The sequence below is a fragment of the Microbacterium sp. ARD32 genome (assembly GCF_031844385.1).
Lineage (GTDB): Bacteria > Actinomycetota > Actinomycetes > Actinomycetales > Microbacteriaceae > Microbacterium.
In genome coordinates, this window is sequence record NZ_JAUZVD010000001.1 from 871,922 (window position 1) to 889,836 (window position 17,915).

General features: G+C 70.4%; 16 protein-coding genes. 8 read left to right on the forward strand and 8 right to left on the reverse strand.

Annotated features, from left to right (window positions below):
• Positions 1–22 precede the first annotated feature (22 nt).
• From Q9R19_RS04040 to Q9R19_RS04050, 3 genes are read right to left on the reverse strand one after another with little or no spacing between them, the layout of a single operon-like run.
• Entirely contained in the window at positions 23–2,824 is a 2,802-nt protein-coding gene (locus Q9R19_RS04040) for an FtsX-like permease family protein (protein ID WP_311255868.1), read from the reverse strand.
• On the reverse strand, positions 2,824–3,630 hold the full coding sequence (locus Q9R19_RS04045) for an ABC transporter ATP-binding protein (protein WP_311255053.1): 807 nt from the start codon (positions 3,628–3,630) through the stop codon (positions 2,824–2,826). Before Q9R19_RS04045 ends, Q9R19_RS04040 begins: the two co-directional genes overlap by 1 nt.
• Positions 3,627–4,238: a PadR family transcriptional regulator gene (locus tag Q9R19_RS04050; protein ID WP_311255054.1), complete on the reverse strand. Its 612-nt coding sequence runs from the start codon at positions 4,236–4,238 to the stop codon at positions 3,627–3,629. Before Q9R19_RS04050 ends, Q9R19_RS04045 begins: the two co-directional genes overlap by 4 nt.
• Before the next feature lie 211 nt (positions 4,239–4,449).
• On the opposite strand from Q9R19_RS04050, the gene secA reads away from it, so the two are divergent.
• The 4 genes from secA to Q9R19_RS04070 all read left to right on the forward strand — a co-directional run bounded on the left by secA (position 4,450) and on the right by Q9R19_RS04070 (position 11,616).
• Positions 4,450–7,245 carry a preprotein translocase subunit SecA gene (gene secA, locus Q9R19_RS04055; RefSeq protein ID WP_311255055.1) on the forward strand — a complete coding sequence of 932 codons (2,796 nt, stop codon included), beginning with the start codon at positions 4,450–4,452 and terminating at the stop codon, positions 7,243–7,245.
• An 81-nt stretch (positions 7,246–7,326) separates the two neighbouring features.
• On the forward strand, positions 7,327–8,358 hold the full coding sequence (locus tag Q9R19_RS04060; protein WP_311255056.1) for a hypothetical protein: 1,032 nt from the start codon (positions 7,327–7,329) through the stop codon (positions 8,356–8,358).
• A 180-nt stretch (positions 8,359–8,538) separates the two neighbouring features.
• Positions 8,539–10,341 (forward strand): hypothetical protein, encoded by a 1,803-nt coding sequence (locus tag Q9R19_RS04065; protein ID WP_311255057.1) that lies wholly within the window; start codon positions 8,539–8,541, stop codon positions 10,339–10,341.
• Between the two features lie 48 nt (positions 10,342–10,389).
• Positions 10,390–11,616, forward strand: coding sequence for a pyridoxal phosphate-dependent aminotransferase (locus Q9R19_RS04070; RefSeq protein WP_311255058.1), 1,227 nt, complete (start codon positions 10,390–10,392; stop codon positions 11,614–11,616).
• On the opposite strand, the gene Q9R19_RS04075 is transcribed toward Q9R19_RS04070, so the two are convergent.
• Both Q9R19_RS04075 and Q9R19_RS04080 read right to left on the reverse strand, forming a co-directional pair.
• A complete protein-coding gene (locus Q9R19_RS04075) occupies positions 11,564–12,760 on the reverse strand; it encodes a P-loop NTPase (RefSeq protein WP_311255059.1) in 1,197 nt (398 codons plus the stop codon). The genes Q9R19_RS04070 and Q9R19_RS04075 overlap by 53 nt on opposite strands.
• Positions 12,757–13,371 carry an SAF domain-containing protein gene (locus tag Q9R19_RS04080; RefSeq protein ID WP_311255060.1) on the reverse strand — a complete coding sequence of 205 codons (615 nt, stop codon included), beginning with the start codon at positions 13,369–13,371 and terminating at the stop codon, positions 12,757–12,759. Before Q9R19_RS04080 ends, Q9R19_RS04075 begins: the two co-directional genes overlap by 4 nt.
• 97 nt (positions 13,372–13,468) lie before the next feature.
• Here Q9R19_RS04080 and Q9R19_RS04085 point away from each other — a divergent pair, with 97 nt between their 5' ends.
• Positions 13,469–13,747, forward strand: a complete 279-nt coding sequence (locus Q9R19_RS04085) for a helix-turn-helix domain-containing protein (RefSeq protein WP_311255061.1) — start codon at positions 13,469–13,471, stop codon at positions 13,745–13,747.
• Positions 13,748–13,757: 10 nt separating this feature from the next.
• Here Q9R19_RS04085 and Q9R19_RS04090 read toward each other — a convergent pair whose 3' ends face one another.
• Positions 13,758–14,360: a hypothetical protein gene (locus tag Q9R19_RS04090; RefSeq protein WP_311255062.1), complete on the reverse strand. Its 603-nt coding sequence runs from the start codon at positions 14,358–14,360 to the stop codon at positions 13,758–13,760.
• Between the two features lie 157 nt (positions 14,361–14,517).
• On the opposite strand from Q9R19_RS04090, the gene Q9R19_RS04095 reads away from it, so the two are divergent.
• Positions 14,518–14,910, forward strand: coding sequence for an Rv3235 family protein (locus Q9R19_RS04095; RefSeq protein WP_311255063.1), 393 nt, complete (start codon positions 14,518–14,520; stop codon positions 14,908–14,910).
• Positions 14,911–14,945: 35 nt separating this feature from the next.
• Positions 14,946–16,418 (forward strand): histidine kinase N-terminal domain-containing protein, encoded by a 1,473-nt coding sequence (locus tag Q9R19_RS04100; protein ID WP_311255064.1) that lies wholly within the window; start codon positions 14,946–14,948, stop codon positions 16,416–16,418.
• Positions 16,419–16,509: 91 nt separating this feature from the next.
• Here the strand turns inward: Q9R19_RS04100 and Q9R19_RS04105 are convergent, their stop codons facing one another.
• Entirely contained in the window at positions 16,510–16,758 is a 249-nt protein-coding gene (locus tag Q9R19_RS04105; protein ID WP_071641453.1) for a WhiB family transcriptional regulator, read from the reverse strand.
• Positions 16,759–16,960: 202 nt separating this feature from the next.
• Here Q9R19_RS04105 and Q9R19_RS04110 point away from each other — a divergent pair, with 202 nt between their 5' ends.
• Complete coding sequence (locus tag Q9R19_RS04110) at positions 16,961–17,368, forward strand: hypothetical protein (RefSeq protein ID WP_311255065.1); 408 nt, start codon at positions 16,961–16,963, stop codon at positions 17,366–17,368.
• A 64-nt stretch (positions 17,369–17,432) separates the two neighbouring features.
• On the opposite strand, the gene bcp is transcribed toward Q9R19_RS04110, so the two are convergent.
• On the reverse strand, positions 17,433–17,909 hold the full coding sequence (bcp, locus tag Q9R19_RS04115; protein WP_311255066.1) for a thioredoxin-dependent thiol peroxidase: 477 nt from the start codon (positions 17,907–17,909) through the stop codon (positions 17,433–17,435).
• Between the last annotated feature and the right edge of the window lie 6 nt (positions 17,910–17,915).

Genomic DNA, 17,915 nt, shown 5'->3' on the forward strand with positions numbered 1-17,915 from the left:
TGTGGGAAGGCTGCTGGTGCGGTCAGGCGATCGCGGTGCGGCGGGTGACGACAGGGCGGCGGCGCGAGGTCAGCGCGTTGACCGCGGCGACGAGCAGCGGCAGCCCCACGGCGATGGTCGCGATCGCCCACCACGGGATGGATTCCGGGCGGTAGTACCCCTGCTCGGCCGGGACGATACCCCACACCGGCAGCAGTCCGATCGCGGCCCCGGTCACGGAGCCGAGCAAGGCGATGATCAGCCCCTGCCAGAACGAGATCCCGCGCCGCAGCGCGGGCGTCGCGCCGACGGCCGCCAGGGTCGCGTCGTCGGCCGCTCCGTCGATGCGGGCGAGTCCCAGCACGATCGCGCTGGTGCCCAGCATCAGGATGCCGGTGGCCGCGAGCAGCAGCAGGATGCCCACCATCGGGCTCGGCGGACCCTGCTCCGCGCGCACGTAGAGGCCGGCTTCGAAGCCCGCGGAAGCGTTGATCCGCTCCACCAGCTGCTGATCCGCCGGCTGCTCGAAGACTCCGACCAGGGTGAGCGAGTCGGTGAGGATGTCGAGCCGCTGCGCGGTGCGCTCGGAGATCAGCGCGGAGTACTGGTACCGCTCGGGCGCATCCACGACGACGGTGTCGAGAACCTCCTGACGATCCGCGTCGTCCTGCGCGACGACCGCATCCTCGCCGAGAGCCACCGAGCTGGTGCCCGAGTGCACGGTGCCGCCGGATTCGTACGCCTGCTGCGCGTTCCAGAAGCCCAGCACGAGCCGTCCGTCATGCAGCAGGTCGCGATCGAGCACCACGGCACCGCCGTCGCGAAGCGCGCGCTGAACCTTCTCTCCGCCCGCCGTCCCGAGCAGCATCGGCAGCGACTCGGGCGTGGTGATGCGCAGCCCGCTCAGGGCATCCAGCCGGCGGGAGCAGCCGGCATCCTGCTGCGCGGACCCGTCGCCGCGGCAGATGACATCCTGCGGCCAGACCGGCATCGTCACCGCAGCCTCCGGTCGCTCCTGCGCGACAAGGTTGAACGCGTCGGTGGGCCGGAGGAGCCGTGCCACACCGGTCGGCGACTGCGCCTCGAGCACGGCTTCCGCCCGCTCCACGATCGGGGACTCCGCTTCGGCGCCGCTCTCACCGAAGACCTCCATCGTCAGGGCGCCCCGCGGCGCCTGGGCCACGTAGTCGTGTCCCTGCGCTCCCACGGTCATGCCGGTCACCGACACCGCGAAGGTCGCGATCATCACCGCCGCGCCGATCGAACCGAGCGCCGCGGCCGAGCGGGTGCCGTTGGCCGCCGCATCCCGGATCGCCAGCCGGGGCGCGAGGCCGAGGCGGGACAGCGGCCGGACCAGCTTCGTCAGCAACCAGTGCCCGCTGACGATCACGCCGATCTGCACGACCACCGGCCCCGCGAACACGCCCACGTACGAGGCGATCGCGCGGATGTCATCCGAGCGCACCATGGCAGTGCGCACCCACAGCAGGCCCGCCACTGCGGCGATGCTGATCCCGACGCCCACGAGCATCAGCGCGATGCCCCACACCGGCCGCGACCGCCGCACGGTCTGCGGCCGACGCCCGCCGCGCAGCATCGAGAGCACGTCGACCTTGGCCGCCGCCCGGGCGGGCAGCATGGCCGACGCGGTGCCCACGAGCACCGCGAGAGCACCGATCGCGGCGACCAGCCACGGCACCGCCGAATACCCCCAGTACATCGTGCGGTTGCCGTCGTCGAGCATCCGCATGGCCGCCCACGCCCCGCCGAGTCCGAGCAGCACCCCCAGCAGGGCTCCGATGCCGCTGAGCACCAGTCCCTGCAGCAGGACGATGCGCGACAGGTCGCGCCGGGCCGAGCCGACGCTGGCCGCCATGGCCAGCGACCGCTGCTGGCGACGAGCGCTCACGCTGAACGCCGCGCCCGCCAGCAGCACGATCTGATACGCGACGAACGCGAAGATGATCCCGCCGATCGCCAGGATGCTGCCGAGGGTCGCCCCCGGGTTCACCAGCCGTGCCTGGTCCACCTGCGTGCCGGTCACCGGCGGGTCCAGCGCCACCGGCCGCGACAGCGCCGTCGCGCCCTGCGCGTTCAGCGCTCGGATCTGCTCCCACGTCAGCGCCGTGTCAGGCAGATACCACAGCGGCGTGCCCACGAGCTCGCTCGCCTCGGCATCCGGCAGCACCACGGTGCGCGTCGAGTCGGGCTGATCGACGATGTCGATCACGCCGACGATCGTGAACTCCCGGTCCGGATTCCGCAGCTCGAGCGCACCGCCGACCTTCTCGCCGATGCTCTCCAGCGCCGAGCGCGTCACCAGAGCCTCATCGTCGGATGCCGCGGCCCGCCCCTGCACGACGTCGTAGCGGCCGGTGAAGGCGGAGTCGCCGGCCGGTCCGACCAGCGCCGACATGGATGCGATGCCCGCTGCGGTGCGGGCGATGACCGTCGCCTGCTGGAGGCGCAGCGCGGCGGTGCCCGGCGGGAGCAGGCTGGTGATGTCCTGAAGCGGCTCCTGATCGGCGTTCAGCGGCTCCCCGGATTCGGGGTCGCGGTCGATCTCCCACCACTCCGGCTCGACGGGCGCCTGGATCAGGCTCTGATCCGGCCCGCTGACGATCTGCACTCGGGTCTGCGTGCTGCCCAGCCGCGCGTCCAGCACCTGCTCCGGCGTCGGGATCGTGCTGGTGGCCAGCGTCGCCGCCGTCACGAGGCCGGCAACCGGAAGCGCGATCAGCAGCACGATCAGCAGGCTGGATCCGCGCGAGCGCCAGGCCTGCCGCCTGGCCAGCCGTGCGGCGACGCGCCAGCGCGCGCCGCCGCCGCTGAGGTCGCGGAACATCACCGCGCCCCGCTCAGCAGGGCATCCGCGCTCTCGCGCGTCGACTCGTCCACCACCCGGCCGTCGCGGAGGAACAGGATGCGGTCCGCCCAGGACGCGTGCCGGGGCTCGTGCGTGACCAGGATGCCGGCGGCACCGGCATCCACGCGCTGGCGGATCACCTGCATCACCAGCTCGCCGGTCTCCGAGTCAAGGGCTCCGGTGGGCTCATCGGCCAGGATCAGCCGCCGCGCGCCGACGATGGCTCGCGCGATGGCCACGCGCTGCTGCTGCCCACCGGAGAGGTCGTCAGGATAGACGTCCAGCCGCTCGCCGAGTCCGACGCCGGTCAGCGCCTCTTGCGCGGCGCGGCGGACCGCGCGGCGAGGGACGCCGTCCAGCTCAAGTGGCAGGGCGACGTTCTCCATCGCGGTGAGCGTGGGGATCAGATTGAAGTCCTGGAACACGTATCCGAGCGAACGGCGCCGCAGCCGGGCGATGCCGTTCGGATCCAGTGATGACAGATACGTGCCCTCCACCACGACCTCGCCGGCGGTCGGAGTGGCCAGGCCGCCCGCCATCGCGAGCAGGGTCGACTTGCCCGAGCCGGACGGGCCCATCACCGCCACCAGCTCGCCCGGGTGCACGCTCAGATCGACGCCCGCCAGCGCGGACACCGACGAGGCGCCGTGCCCGTAGTGCTGGGAGATGCCGATCAGCTGCAGCACCGGGTCGCGGGCGTCGCGCTGCCGCTCCTGCGTCTTCGAGGCGGGGCGACGGGCCGCGCGCTCGCCGGCTCGCGCCGCCCGGTACTCCGCGCGCTTCATGAGGCCGACCCCGAGGTCGCGGTGGCAGTCGTGCGCGGGGGACGGCCCCGGCGCGGTGTCTGCATGCTGAGCTCCAGCTCCAGTGCCTGCGGCGTGTGGCGCGTGAGCCTCGACTCCACGTGATCGAGCCAGCGCACCTCGGCCTCCGCCTGGAAGATGAGCGAGTCCGCCACCAGCTGCCAGGCGAGCTCCTCGCCGCCCGCTGCGCCGGCGAACTGCACCCGGCGCAGCTCCTGCAGAGCGGCGAGGGATGCCTTGCGCTGCCGCTGCACGATGGCCGCGACGTCCACGCCCGGGAGAGTGGCGGCCAGCGCCAGCTTGATGGGCAGCTCGTCGCGGGTTCCGGCCTGTCGCAGCACGGGGGAGTCCAGCCAGTCGCGCACCTCCGCCCGCCCGGCATCCGTGATCTCGTAGTAGACGTGACCCTGGTCGTCGATGTCGCCCTTGCGCACCAGACCGTCGCGCTCGAGGCGCTCCAGGGTGTTGTAGATCTGGCCGACGTTCAGCGGCCACGTGGAACCGGTGCGGCGGTCGAACTCGGCGCGCAGCTGGTACCCGTAGCAGGGGCCCTGGTCGAGGATGGCGAGCAGACTCTGGCGGACGGACATGAGGTCTCCGATCATTTCCCGGTATTGCGTTTCTGAGTATATGCATATCCGGAAACATGCCGCCGGCATTCGATTCCCGCGTGTCCTGTTCGCGCTCAGCGTGCTCCGCGCGGCCGCTCGTGCACAGCGGATGCAAGTCGCGGGCCGCTAACATGGCACGGTATGTCCGGCGGCCACCCTCGCCGGAACCCGAGATCCAAGGGAGACATCCGTGGCGAATCCTCTCGAGAAGATGCTGCGTGCCGGCGAAGGACGCATCCTTCGCAGGCTCAAGCAGGTCGTCAAGGCCGTGAACGCTCTGGAGGACGACTTCGAGAAGCTCACCGACGAGGAGCTGCGGGGCGAGACCGCCGAGCTTCGAGCACGCCACGAGAAGGGCGAGACCCTGGATCAGCTGATGCCAGAGGCTTTCGCCGCGGTGCGCGAGGTCGCCAGGCGCACCCTGGGAATGCGCGCCTACGACGTGCAGATCATGGGCGGCGCGGCCCTGCACATGGGCAACATCGCCGAGATGAAGACCGGTGAGGGCAAGACGCTCACCGCCGTGTTCGCCATGTACCTGAACGCGATCCCGGGCAAGGGCGCGCACCTGGTCACCGTGAACGACTTCCTCGCCAGCTACCAGGCCGAGCTCATGGGTCGCGTCTACCGCGGCCTGGGCATGACCACCGGCGTGATCGTCTCCGGTCAGACGCCCGAGGTCCGTCGCCAGCAGTACGCCGCCGACATCACCTACGGCACGAACAACGAGTTCGGCTTCGACTACCTCCGCGACAACATGGCGTGGCGCAAGGAGGACCTGGTCCAGCGCGAGCACTGCTTCGTGATCGTCGACGAGGTCGACTCGATCCTGATCGACGAGGCCCGCACGCCGCTGATCATCTCGGGCCCGTCCTCCGGCGAGGCGAACCGCTGGTTCACCGAGTTCGCCAAGATCGCGCGCACCCTCGAAGCGGGCGTCGACTACGAGGTGGACGAGAAGAAGCGCACCGTCGGAGTGCTCGAGCCCGGCATCGAGAAGGTCGAGGACCACCTCGGCATCGACAACCTCTACGAGTCGGCGAACACCCCGCTGATCTCCTTCCTGAACAACTCCATCAAGGCCATCGCGCTGTTCAAGCGCGACACCGACTACGTCGTCATGAACGACGAGGTCATGATCGTCGACGAGCACACCGGCCGCATCCTGGTCGGGCGCCGCTACAACGAGGGCATCCACCAGGCCATCGAGGCCAAGGAGAACGTGCCGGTCAAGGCCGAGAACCAGACCCTCGCGACCGTCACCCTGCAGAACTACTTCCGCCTGTACGACAAGATCGCCGGCATGACGGGTACCGCCGAGACCGAGGCGGCGGAGTTCATGTCCACGTACAAGCTGGGCGTGGTGCCGATCCCCACCAACAAGCCGATGATCCGCAAGGATCAGCCGGATCTGGTCTACAAGAACGAGCAGGCCAAGTTCGCCCAGGTGGTCGAGGACATCGCCGAGCGCCACGCGGCCGGGCAGCCGGTGCTGGTCGGCACGATCAGCGTCGAGAAGAGCGAGTACCTCTCCCGCCTGCTGGCGAAGAAGGGCATCAAGCACGAGGTGCTCAACGCCAAGAACCACGCGCGCGAGGCGGAGATCGTCGCGCTCGCCGGGCGCCTGGGCGCGGTGACGGTCGCCACGAACATGGCCGGCCGCGGAACCGACATCATGCTCGGCGGCAACGCCGAGTTTCTCGCCGTGCAGGAACTGCGCGCCCAGGGGCTGGACCCCGAGGAGACGCCCGAGGAGTACGAGGCGGCCTGGGATGACACCTACGAGGCGATGAAGACCAAGGTCGCCGAGGACGGCGTCAAGGTCACCGAGGCGGGCGGCCTCTACGTGCTCGGCACCGAGCGGCATGAGTCGCGCCGCATCGACAACCAGCTGCGCGGCCGCTCGGGCCGTCAGGGCGACCCCGGCGAGAGCCGCTTCTACCTGAGCCTGACCGACGACCTGATGCGGCTGTTCCAGTCGGGCGCCGCCGAGGCGATCCTGGCGCGCACGAACTTCCCGGACGACGTGCCGATCGAATCGGGCCTGGTCAGCCGCGCCATCCGCAGCGCGCAGAACCAGGTCGAGGCCCGCAACGCCGAGATGCGCAAGAACGTGCTCAAGTACGACGACGTGCTCAACCGCCAGCGCGAGGCGATCTACACCGACCGGCGTCAGATCCTGCACGGCGACGACATCGCCGACCGCGTGAAGCACTTCATCGAGGACGCCATCGGAGGCGTGGTCGACGACCACACCGCCGAGGGGCACACCGAGAGCTGGGACTTCGACGCCCTGTGGACCGAGTTGAAGACGCTCTACCCGATCGATGTGACCATCGACGAGGTGGTGGCCGAGGCCGGCGACCGCAAGGGCGGGATCACCTCCGAGGGGCTCAAGCGCGAGCTGCTCTCGGATGCCCTGATCGCGTACGAGAAGCGCGAGGCGAGCCTGGGCGAGGCGGCCACCCGAGAGCTGGAGCGTCGTGTCGTGCTGCAGGTGCTGGACCGTCGCTGGCGTGATCACCTCTACGAGATGGACTACCTCAAGGACGGCATCGGCCTGCGTGCCATGGCCCAGCGCGACCCGCTGATCGAATATCAGCGCGAGGGCTACGCGATGTTCCAGTCCATGATGGGCCAGATCAAGGAGGAATCCGTCGGCTACCTCTACAACCTCGAGGTCGAGGTGCGCCGGGCCGACGCGGACCAGACCGAGGTCGAGGCCAAGGGTCTGGCGGACCAGCAGCCCGAGCAGAAGCTCGAGTACTCCGCCCCGAACGACTCCGGCGATGTCGAGGTGCGCAACGAGCGCGGCCAGGTGCAGCAGGCGGCGACCGCTCGCCTGCGCAAGGCGGCGGACGCCGACGCTGCCGAGGAGCCGGCCGCACGTGGTGCCTTCGGCCAGCGGACGGATGCCGCCGAGCCCGCGCCTGCGAATCGGGAGCAGCGCCGCGCGCAGAGCCGGGCGAAGGGCAAGAACAAGTAGCACGCCGCCGGCCCGTCTGCGGCCGGCACAGGATGCCCTAGGATCGGGCTGTCCCGACGTTCCGGCCGCAGCGAGGTGAAGGTGGCATCCGTGCGCATATCGGCGTCGAGCGCGCCTTCCGCTCTCGATGCGGTCGCGAACGATCTGCAGACGCTGCGCATCGAGAGGGGCGCGGTCTCGTATTCCGAGCTGGCGCTGCGCATCGCGGCGGGTCGAGAGGCGCAGGGGGTGGCGCCCAGCGCAGCGCGCATCGCGCGATCGACGGTGTTCGACGCGTTCCGGATGGGGCGTCGCCGGATCAACGCCGGTCTGGTCGCTGAGATCGCGATCGCTCTGGATGCGACGCCGGAGGAGGCGCAGCACTGGCGACAGCGGTGTCTGGATGCGCTGCGAGCCGACTCCCGAACGGCGAGGACCGAGCAGGCGACGGGGTCGACATCCGTGCCCGCGATGACACCCGCGCCCGCGTCCGTGCCTGGGCATGCCACGCCTTCGGACGACGTCGTCCCCGATGTGACCGTGCTGCGCACCGCGCTGCTCGTCGCGGTGCTCGTCGGGTGCGTCGGCTTGAATCTCTTCGGCGGCACGGTGATGGGACGGCACTCCCTGCCGCTGTTCCTCGACATGGTCGGCACGACGACTGCGGCCTTCGCGTGCGGCCCCTGGTGGGGCGCTCTCGTCGGAGCCACGACGAACGTGCTGGGCGCTGCCAGCGACACCCCCGAGACCGTCCTCTTCGCCCTCGTCAACATCGCGGGCGCGGTCGTGTGGGGACACGGCATCCGCCGCCTGCCGCGCACGATCCCGTGCTTCCTGCTCATCACCGTGGTCACGGCGATCGTCTGCTCGATGATCGGAACACCGCTGAACGTCCTGCTCTACGGCGGTGCGTCAGCCGGCCACGCCGGCGAGGCGGTGCTCGCCGCGTGGAACCTCGATGCCGAGCACCTCTGGACCGCTGCCTTCGCGGTGAACAGCACCGTGTCGATCGCCGACAAGATCATCTCCGGGCTCGTCGGACTGGCGATCGCGAGGCTCCTGGCGCCGCTGCGCCTGGGCAGCGAGGTGCCCGCGTCGGTCCGGGCCGCATTCCGCCCGCGCCGCTCCGGCTGATCCTGTCCCACGCGCCTTCGGCGGCGGATCGCCCTTCGCTCCGCTGCCGAAGAGAGTGCGAGGCGGCTGTCCGGGGTCGTCCGGATTCGGCGCATCCCTCTTCGCATCGCTTCGCCCGTCAATAGCATCTGGGTGGCCGCAGACGATCCGGCCGCACTGTTCCCTCGACGGAAGGTCATGATGAGTCCTCGTCTCCTGAAGCCCGTGGCCGTGATGGCCTGCGTGGCGATCCTGGCCACCGCACTCACCGCATGCGAGGCGCATCAGCGGCCCGGAGGGACGCGGATCGAGACGACGAGTGATATCGCGCTGCGTTCGGAGATCCCCGGGGAGGATTCGGCGGCGATGGCGGCGGACGAGAGCGCGGTGCCCGCCGTCGCGCCCACCGACTACTTCATGCTCCGGCCGATGGAGCTCACGAGCGATGAGATGCCGGCGGAGGGAATAACCCTGCGGGCCGAGCTGCCGGCCGAACTACCCGAGGGGGCACAGGCGCGCTTCGCCTATTTCGACGAGGGCACGGCCTCCTGGACGCCCGTGGAGACCGAGACGGACGGGAGGACCGTGACCGCCACGACGACGCACCTGTCGATGTGGTCGATCGTCGTGACGTTCCTCGACGACGTCTCGAGCGTGGTCAAGGACCGCTGGGACGCGGCAGGAGCTGTGTGGAAGGAGGTCGGCACGCGAATCGGGGACTCCTGGGCTGCCTGGAGTGCGAAGGGACCGGGGTCCTGGGTCTATCGCCAAGCCGGTCTGCTGCTGGGACTGCAGACGGAGGCGCCTCAGTGCGAGGGCGACTGGACTCAGGAGCCCGGTCTCGCATGGGTCGACACGGCAGTGATCACGCAGCTCGACGGCATTCCGGTCGAGAACCAGAGCGTCCTGCGCTGTGTCGGCGTCGATCCCGAGGACGGCACGCGTCTGCAGATCAAAGCCGCTGCGAACCGCGGGTTCGGCTTCCGGGTGCAGTTCGCCGCGGGGCTGGAGCCGCACGTGAGCTGGTCGTATCTGGCCGATCTCGCGACGGCTGACGTCGCCGCCCTCAGCGAGCTGCTGTCGGAGGAGCTGGCCGACGTCGGCCCGGCGGGCCCCGTCGGAGCGTTCCAGAACCTGCTCGTGGGAACGACCGAGATGTCGTTCTCGGTCTCCGAGAGCGAGGTGCGGCAGGCGCAGGCCACGGGGGAGCGGCTGGTCTCGTTCGTCCGTCCGGATGAACTCCAGCTGGCGACATCCGTGCTCCTCAAGATGGCATTCGACCTCGTGGAGGGCGTGGTCTCCGACGAGATCGTCTGGATGACCGTCGCGCTGGCCGTGCGGGAGTGCATCGGCGCCAACCTTCCCGGCGAGGGCGCTGATGCCGCCACCGTCGCGAGCTGGGCCGTCGGATGCCTCCAGTCGATCGTGGATCAGGACTTCCTTGAGGCGGTCGACGACGTCACAACCGAGATCGCGACCAACAAGGACGCGCGGTTCTCGCCCAAGACCAAGGCGCTGTTCGAGGCGAAGGATGCACGGACGCTGTTCGGCAAGGTTCTCCACGCGCTCAAGTGGATCGACGTCGTCACCTTCACGCTGACGATGACCGACTACAGCGGCGAGCGACTGGACGACCCCTGGGGCGTCGACGTCACCGCCGCGCCTCTGCGGCCGCGCTGGGAGGACCTCGAGGGCACCTGGTGCCATGCGGACGGGAACTGGTGCCGTCGCGTCGCGCCCGGCACGCACGACGGCGTCATCACGGTCTTCGACGCCATGATGGGGGACTGCATCCAGGGCACCTCCTCCAGTGCGGAGGGCGGCGGAGTGATGCTCGTCTACTGCCCTGCGGGGGCCGCTACGCCCGCTGACGTGCCCGGAGCGGCGCCCGGGCTGCCACCCGTGGACGACGACGCCGATTTCGACCGGCTCTTCGCCTACCAGGGCTACGGAACGATCACGGAGTTCCGCCACGAGGACATCCGCGCCCTGGGCGGTGCGTGAGGTGCCGGCCTGCCGGAACGCGCTCGGAGCGGTCACTAGAATCGGGGAATGACCCACACGCGCGCCTTCGATCAGTCCTCGAAGCTCAAGAACGTCCTGTACGAGATCCGGGGCAAGGCGCTGGTCGAGGCTGCGCGCCTGGAGGCGGAGGGCCATCAGATCCTCAAGCTCAACACCGGCAATCCCGCCACCTTCGGCTTCGAGGCCCCCCACCAGATCGTCCGGGACATGCTCGCGGCCGTGCCCACCGCGCACGGCTACAGCGACAGTCAGGGAATCATCTCCGCGCGTCGCGCCGTGGTGAGCCGTTACGAGGAGACGCCCGGCTTCCCGCGGATCGATCCGGATGACGTCTTCCTGGGCAACGGCGTGTCCGAGCTGATCACGATGGTCATGCAGGCGCTGCTGGACCAGGGCGACGAGGTGCTCATCCCGGCGCCGGACTATCCGCTGTGGACGGCGATGACCTCGCTGGCCGGCGGCACGCCGGTGCACTACCTGTGCGATGAGCAGAACGGATGGCAGCCGGATCTGGACGACATCCGCTCCAAGGTGACGCCGCAGACCAAGGCGCTCGTCGTGATCAATCCGAACAACCCCACCGGGGCGGTGTACTCCCGCGAGGTGCTCGAGGGGCTCGTGCAGATCGCCCGCGAGCACCAGTTGCTGCTGCTTTCAGACGAGATCTACGACCGCATCCTGTTCGACCAGGCGCGGCACATCCCCACGGCCACGCTGGCTCCCGATCTGCTGTGCCTGACCTTCAACGGCCTGTCGAAGACGTATCGGGTGGCCGGCTACCGCTCCGGCTGGCTGGTGATCAGCGGGCCCAAGGCACACGCCAAGGGATTCCTGGAGGGGATCACGCTGCTCGCCTCCACCCGGCTGTGCCCGAACGTGCCCGCCCAGCACGCCGTGCAGGCCGCACTGGGCGGCGTGCAGTCGATCGATGCGCTCATCGCACCGTCGGGCCGGCTGCACGAGCAGCGCGACATCGCCTGGCAGGGGCTGGAATCGATCCCCGGCGTCAGCTGCGTCAAGCCGGAGGGGGCGCTCTACGCGTTCCCGAAGCTGGATCCGAACGTGCACGAGATCCGCGATGACGAGAAGCTCGTCTACGATCTGCTCGTCTCGGAGAAGATCCTGCTGGTGCAGGGGACGGGCTTCAACTGGCCCGAGCCCGACCACCTGCGGGTGGTGACGCTGCCCGAGGCGCGCGTGCTCAGCGCCGCCGTCGAGCGGCTCGGGAACTTCCTCGCGAGCTACCGGCAGTGACCTGCTCCGTCGCCCCCAGACCGGACGCGATCCGCCGCACCGCGGCGACGAGCTGAGAACGGGGCACCACGTCCGCGATCGCTCGCGCGTGCAGCGCGGCGGCATCCGTCGCGCGCTGATCCTCCGGCACGAACACCACCTCGTCGATGCCGGCGAACCGGTCGAGAGTGCGCCGCAGCTGCCCGCGCGCGTCGATTCCGAGCGGCCCCGGTCGCACGCGGTTGGCCACCACGGTGACCAGCGTTCCGCCCAGCAGGTGACGCAGCTCGGCGTGCGCGCGCACGAAGCGACTCACGCCGAGCGGGTCGGCGGAGAGCACCGCGACCACCGCATCCGCCTCCAGCAGCGCGGCGGCCGTCGCGGCGTGACGGGACGGCGCGCCGGCATCCAGCTCGTCGTCCTCGGCGTCCAGCTCCGCGGCGACGTCGACGACGGTCTCGTCCACCCAGATGCGGCACGCGGCCAGGGTGGCGCGCACGCGGCCCGCACCCAGCTCGGGCCAGCGCGTGGGGCGGTTCAGCCCGCTCAGGACCTCCACGGTGCCGCCGGAGGTCTCGACCGGGCTCGCCAGGCGGGACAGCTCCGCCGTGTCCAGCGTGCCGAGCTCGGCGCGTCGGCAGGCCGCCGCGAGCCCGGGAGCGTCGTCGCCCAGCCCGAGCTGCAGCGCTATCGAGGGGGCCACGGCGTCGGCATCGACCAGCGCTGTGCGCCGTCCGGCGCGCGCCAGCTCCACGGCGAGCTGCACGGCGATCGTCGAACGGCCCGGGGCGCCGTGCGGACCCCACACGGCGATGACCCGCGACGAGCGCGCCGGCGCGGCGGCGGGGGCCGATGAGAGGGCGTCGAGCACGCGGGAGGCCGGAGTGTCGTAGGGCAGCGGTGCGGGCAGGCCGAACTGCGCCGCCAGCCGCGAGTCGGCGTCGCCTATGGGCAGCACCCGCACGCCTGCGCGGTCGCAGGCGCCGATCAGCTGCGCGGTCAGCACCGCTCTGGTCGCGGCGATGAGCAGCGCGTCCGCGCCGTCGAGCGTCGCGGCGGAGAGATCGGATGCCGGCAGCTGCCGCACCCCGACGCCCTCCAGCTCCAGGTCGGATGCCAGCATCGCGGCCTCCTGCGCCGGCGCGCACAGGATGACGCTCGTCACGAGCCCGCTCCCGCCGGGACGATCGAGATCACGGCGTCGCCGGTGATCGCAGCCAGCACGTCGGCGACATCCGATCGATCGACCACGACCTCCACATCCGTGCGGCTCTCGCTGAGCATGCCGTCGGCCTCGGCGACGCGGCCCACCACGGCGTCGCCGACGAGCACCCTCGGCTCGTCCCGGGTGCGGCCATCCTTGAGCAGCGGCGCCTGCCACAGCTCGACGACGGATCCCGCATCGACGCCGGTCGGGATCGCGGTGCTGCTGACCACGATCGTGGTCGTTCGGGAGTCCTTCTCATCGCCGACCCCGGCCGCGGCGACGAGCTCGCCCTTCGCCAGCGTGCGCGTCGCGACCGCCCCGGGTTCCAGGTCCTGCGGAGCCAGGTACGTCCCGGTGAGCGGGCCGAGCCCGACTTCGACGACCTGGAAGTCCGCCGAGGTGACCGGCTGCCCCGGCACCACGGTGTGCGTCGCCTGCAGCACGGCCGTGGTCTGCCGCGAGGACGAGACCAGCAGCCAGACTCCCGCGATCGACACCACGACGAGGACGAGCCCGATCAGGAAGCGGAGGTCGCCGAAGAAGGGCCGGCGTGCGCGCGAGGAGATCATGCACACATCGTCACAGATTCCGCGTTCGAGCCCGAAAAGTTATCCACAAGGCTGATTCCCAGTCCCCGCCGAGGCGGGTCCGGGAGAGAATTGATGCATGCCCGAAACATCCGACATGGCGCCTCGCTTCCTCGCTCCCTCGCAGGTGGCCGAGCTGCTGAGCATCGAGGTCGATGAAGTCATCGACCTCGTGCAGCAGGGACGTCTGCGCGGGTCGCAGCTGGGCTCCCCGCCGCGCTGGCGCGTGGAGGAGGCGAGTCTGGCCGACTATCTCGACGAGCAGTCCGAGGACGCCCGCCGCCAGGCGCTGTGGCGCCAGGCGAACGAGGCCAGCTTCCCGGAGCTGTGGGGCACGACGCCCTACCGTCGCGGCTGACCCTGCGGGCTCAGGATGCCGCGGTCCGACCGCTCTCCACCCGTACCCACACGACCGCGTCGAATGGGATCACGCGGAAGCCGCGCACGGCGCGGGACCGCCGCGGCTCGCCCGGATCGTGCAGCGCCAGATCCAGGTGATCGGCGCCGGCCCTGTCGATGCTGCCGTGCTGCGGGTCGGCGCCGCGATGTCCGACCGTCACCGGGGTGCGGCGTCGGGCGAGATCGCGGAGTACGAACCCGAACGTCATCCGGCTGCGCAGGGAGCTGCCGTCGCCGGCGGCATCCTCGTCCAGCGAGGAGAGCAGCGTGCCATGGTCGACGTCGATGGCGGCGTCGCTCGTCAGCGGGACGATGCGCAGCCGTGGATCCGCGGGGAGCGCCACTCCCGCCCAGTCGGCTCCCGTGGCGCGCAGCGTGCAGTCCCAGCGGCTGCCGTCGGCGAGTTCGAGGGAGATCCGGGCCGCCGCCGCGGCCATGCTGCGCAGGCGGTCCCGCATCGTCAGCCTCGAGATGCGCAGCCGTTCGGACTCGGCATCCAGCGCCGCGCGTTCGGCTTCCCACTCGGCGGCCAGCTGGCCCTCGAGATCTGCGAAGAGGTGATCCCATTCCACCCGAACGAGCGTAGGCGAACCGTGCATGCGCCGTACGAGTTATCCACAGATCTGCGCGAGAGCCTTCCGACGCGGCCCCTCGCGTGCTGTACTTCTGATGTTCGAAACCGACACGCATACATCACGGAACAGCCACGGCCCGGGGGGATCGCGGAAAATGACGACGACGCTGACCGAATACTTCGCACCGCAGCCGACCTCCACCTCCGCGCTTCCCGATCCGGTTCCCCTGCTGCGCAGTCTGACGAACGGTGCGCTCGAGGTGCTCGCCGGCAGCCGGAAGGTCGATCAGCTCGCGCGCTGGCTCAGCGAGGACGCGTTCCGCGCGCTCGCCACCCGCGCCAATCTCTCGGCCAGGGCACGCAGCGCCCGCGGCATCGCACCCGCGAGGTCGAGCTTCCAGATCCTGTCCATCCGCACCAGCGAGCCGGTCGACGGCGTGATCGAAGCGGTCGTCATCGTGGCAGGTCCGGGCCGGACCCGCGCGGTGGCCGTGCGCCTGGAGGGCCTGGACGGCCGGTGGCGCGCGAGTTCGTTCGCCGTGCTGTGAGCGGTGCTCGCCGGCGCCGCCAGTAGGCTGAACGAGTGTCAACGCTCAGTGATCTCGTCCACGCCCAGGGCCGTCTGAACGACGCCGACGTCGAGTGGCTGCATCGCCTGGCCGGGGACGGTCAGCTGCTGGCCGATCTCGCCTCTGCGGACATCGTGATGTGGATCGAATCCGCGGACGGTTCCTTCACTGCCGTCACCCACTCCCGGCCCAGCGGTGCGGCGACGCTCTTCTACCGAGACATCGTGGGGGAGAAGGTGCGCCCGCAGTGGCGCACTCAGGTGCAGTCGGCCTTTGAGACCGCCGGGATCGTGGACTCGTCCTCACCGGACTGGTTCGAGGAGACGCCCACCAGGGTGCGCGCGGTGCCGATCGTCCCCAAGGACGGCGGCGGCGAGGTCATCGGCGTGATCACCCGGCACACGAACCTGGGCGAGGCGCGGATGCCGTCCCGGCAGCAGATCAGCTTCGACGAGTGCGCCAACGACCTGTTCCGGATGATCGCGTCAGGGGAGTTCCCCGACCTCTCGGCTCCCACCGCGCCGCGGCGCGGTGCCCCCCGGGCATCCGACGGCCTGATCCGGCTGGACGTCGACGGGATCACCACCTTCGCGAGCCCCAATGCGCTCTCCGCGTTCAACCGGATGGGCTTCGACGACGAGCTCGAGGGGGAGTCGCTCGCCGAGGTGACCACCCGGATCGTCCCGCCCTCGCGCCAGGTGGACGAGTCGCTGCCGGTGGTCGTGACCGGTCGGGCCCCGTGGCGCACCGACATGGAGGCCCGCGGGGTGACCGTGTCGGTGCGGGCGATCCCGCTGAAGGACCACGGCACGCGCATCGGCGCGATCGTGCTGTGCCGTGACGTGTCCGAGCTGCGCCATCAGGAGCAGGAGCTGATCACCAAGGACGCCACGATCCGCGAGATCCATCACCGGGTGAAGAACAATCTGCAGACGGTCGCCTCGCTGCTGCGCATCCAGGCCCGCCGCACGCGCTCCGACGACGCGCGCGAGGCGCTGACGCAGGCGATGCGACGCGTGGAGTCGATCGCCGTCGTGCACGACACCCTCGCCAGCGGCCTGGCGCAGACCGTCGACTTCGACGAGGTCTTCGACCGCGTGCTCAAGCTCGTCGCAGAGGTCGCGGCAGCGCCCAACACCCGTGCGCGCACGCAGCTGGAAGGGCGCTTCGGCGTGCTCCCGAGCGAGTACGCCACACCGCTGGCGCTCGCGCTGACCGAGGTCGTCACGAACGCCGTCGAGCACGGCCTGGCCGGCCAGGAGGGCATCGTGCGCATCGAGGCGACCCGCACCTCGGAGCTGCTGACCGTCACCGTGACCGACACCGGGCACGGACTGGCCGAGGGGCGCGTGGGGCAGGGCCTGGGCACGCAGATCGTGCGCACGCTGATCCAGGGCGAGCTCAGCGGCACGATCGACTGGAAGGGCGCCGAGGGTGAGGGCACGCAGGTGACCATCGCGATCCCGATGCGCTGGATCGCGCCCTGACCGCTGCGACGACCTGGCACGGCGTCGGGACCGGACAGCGAGAAGCGCCGGCCGGATCCACGGGATCCTGCCGGCGCTCGTGACGTCGGGGTCAGCCGGCGCGGCGCGCGCGGGCGGCGCGACGCTTGAGAGCGCGCCGCTCGTCCTCGGAGAGGCCGCCCCACACGCCCGAGTCCTGACCGGACTCCAGGGCGTACTGCAGGCAGATCTCGGTCACCGTGCAGGTGGCGCAGACGGCCTTCGCCTTCTCGATCTGGTCGACAGCGGGTCCGGTGTTGCCGACCGGGAAGAACAGTTCGGGGTCGACGGTAAGGCAGGCCGCTTTATCGCGCCAGTCCATTGATGGCTCCTCAGCTAGGTGTTCGGTGTGGTGGCCGCAGACGCGGCACTCGAGTTCGGGGAGCGGATCGGGAGTCGGCTACCCTGGTCATGCGGACGATTCGCCCGCCCCACTCCGATGTGGGAGCACATGGCTTTGACTATTCTGTTACAGGAAACAAGCGAAATCAAGGGTTTTCACACAACTCTTGAGAGGAGTGCGCATGCGCCGATCCGGACCCGCCGTCGTCGCCGCCGTGCTCCTCGGCCTGGAGGGCGCCGCGCTCACGGCGATAGGACTGAGTGAGCTGCTCGCCCTGGGAGCGGGGGACGCCTCGTCGATGGCGAGCGGGATCGCGCTGATCGTGCTGACCCTGCTGGGTGCGTTCGCGCTGGTCGCCTTCGCGTTCGGTGTGCTGCGCAGGGCTTCCTGGGCGCGCTCGGGGGGAATCGTCTTCCAGGTGCTCGCCATCGCTCTGGCCCTGGCGGCGTTCAGCATCCGGCCCACGCCGTGGCCGTTCGTGCTGGTCCTCGGAATCGCCGGGACGGCGGGCCTGGTCGCGCTGATCGCGACGGTGCGCCGCGAGGGCGCGGAGGACCGGCGGCTGCAGCGGCCACCGTCCGACGACTGAGCCGGAGGAGCCCGCTGAGGCGGCCACCCGCTGAGCCGGACGAGGCCGCGACAGCGCGAGCCGATCAGGCGTCGACGCCGAGAGTCCTGCGCAGCCGTGCCACGTGCCCGGTGGCCTTCACGTTGTACTGGGCGAGGTCGACCACGCCCTGCTCGTCGATCACGAACGTCGAGCGGATCACGCCCTCGATGACCTTCCCGTAGTTCATCTTCTCGCCCCACACCCCGTACGCCGTGTGCACGGCGTGATCGGGGTCGCTGAGCAGCTCGAAGTCCAGCCCGTCCCGCTCGCGGAACTCGCGCAGCTTCGCGGGCTCGTCGCGGGAGACGCCGATCACCGTGTACCCGGCGCCCTTCAGGGAGGAGATGCTGTCGCGGAAGTCGCACGCCTGCGTCGTGCACCCCGGTGTCATCGCCGCGGGGTAGAAGTACAGGATGACCTTCTCGCCGCGATGGTCGGCGAGCGAGACGCGTCGACCGTCCTGGTCGAGCAGGGAGAAGTCGGGTGCGGGGGTACCGGGTTCCAGGCGCGTGGTGGTCACGTCACC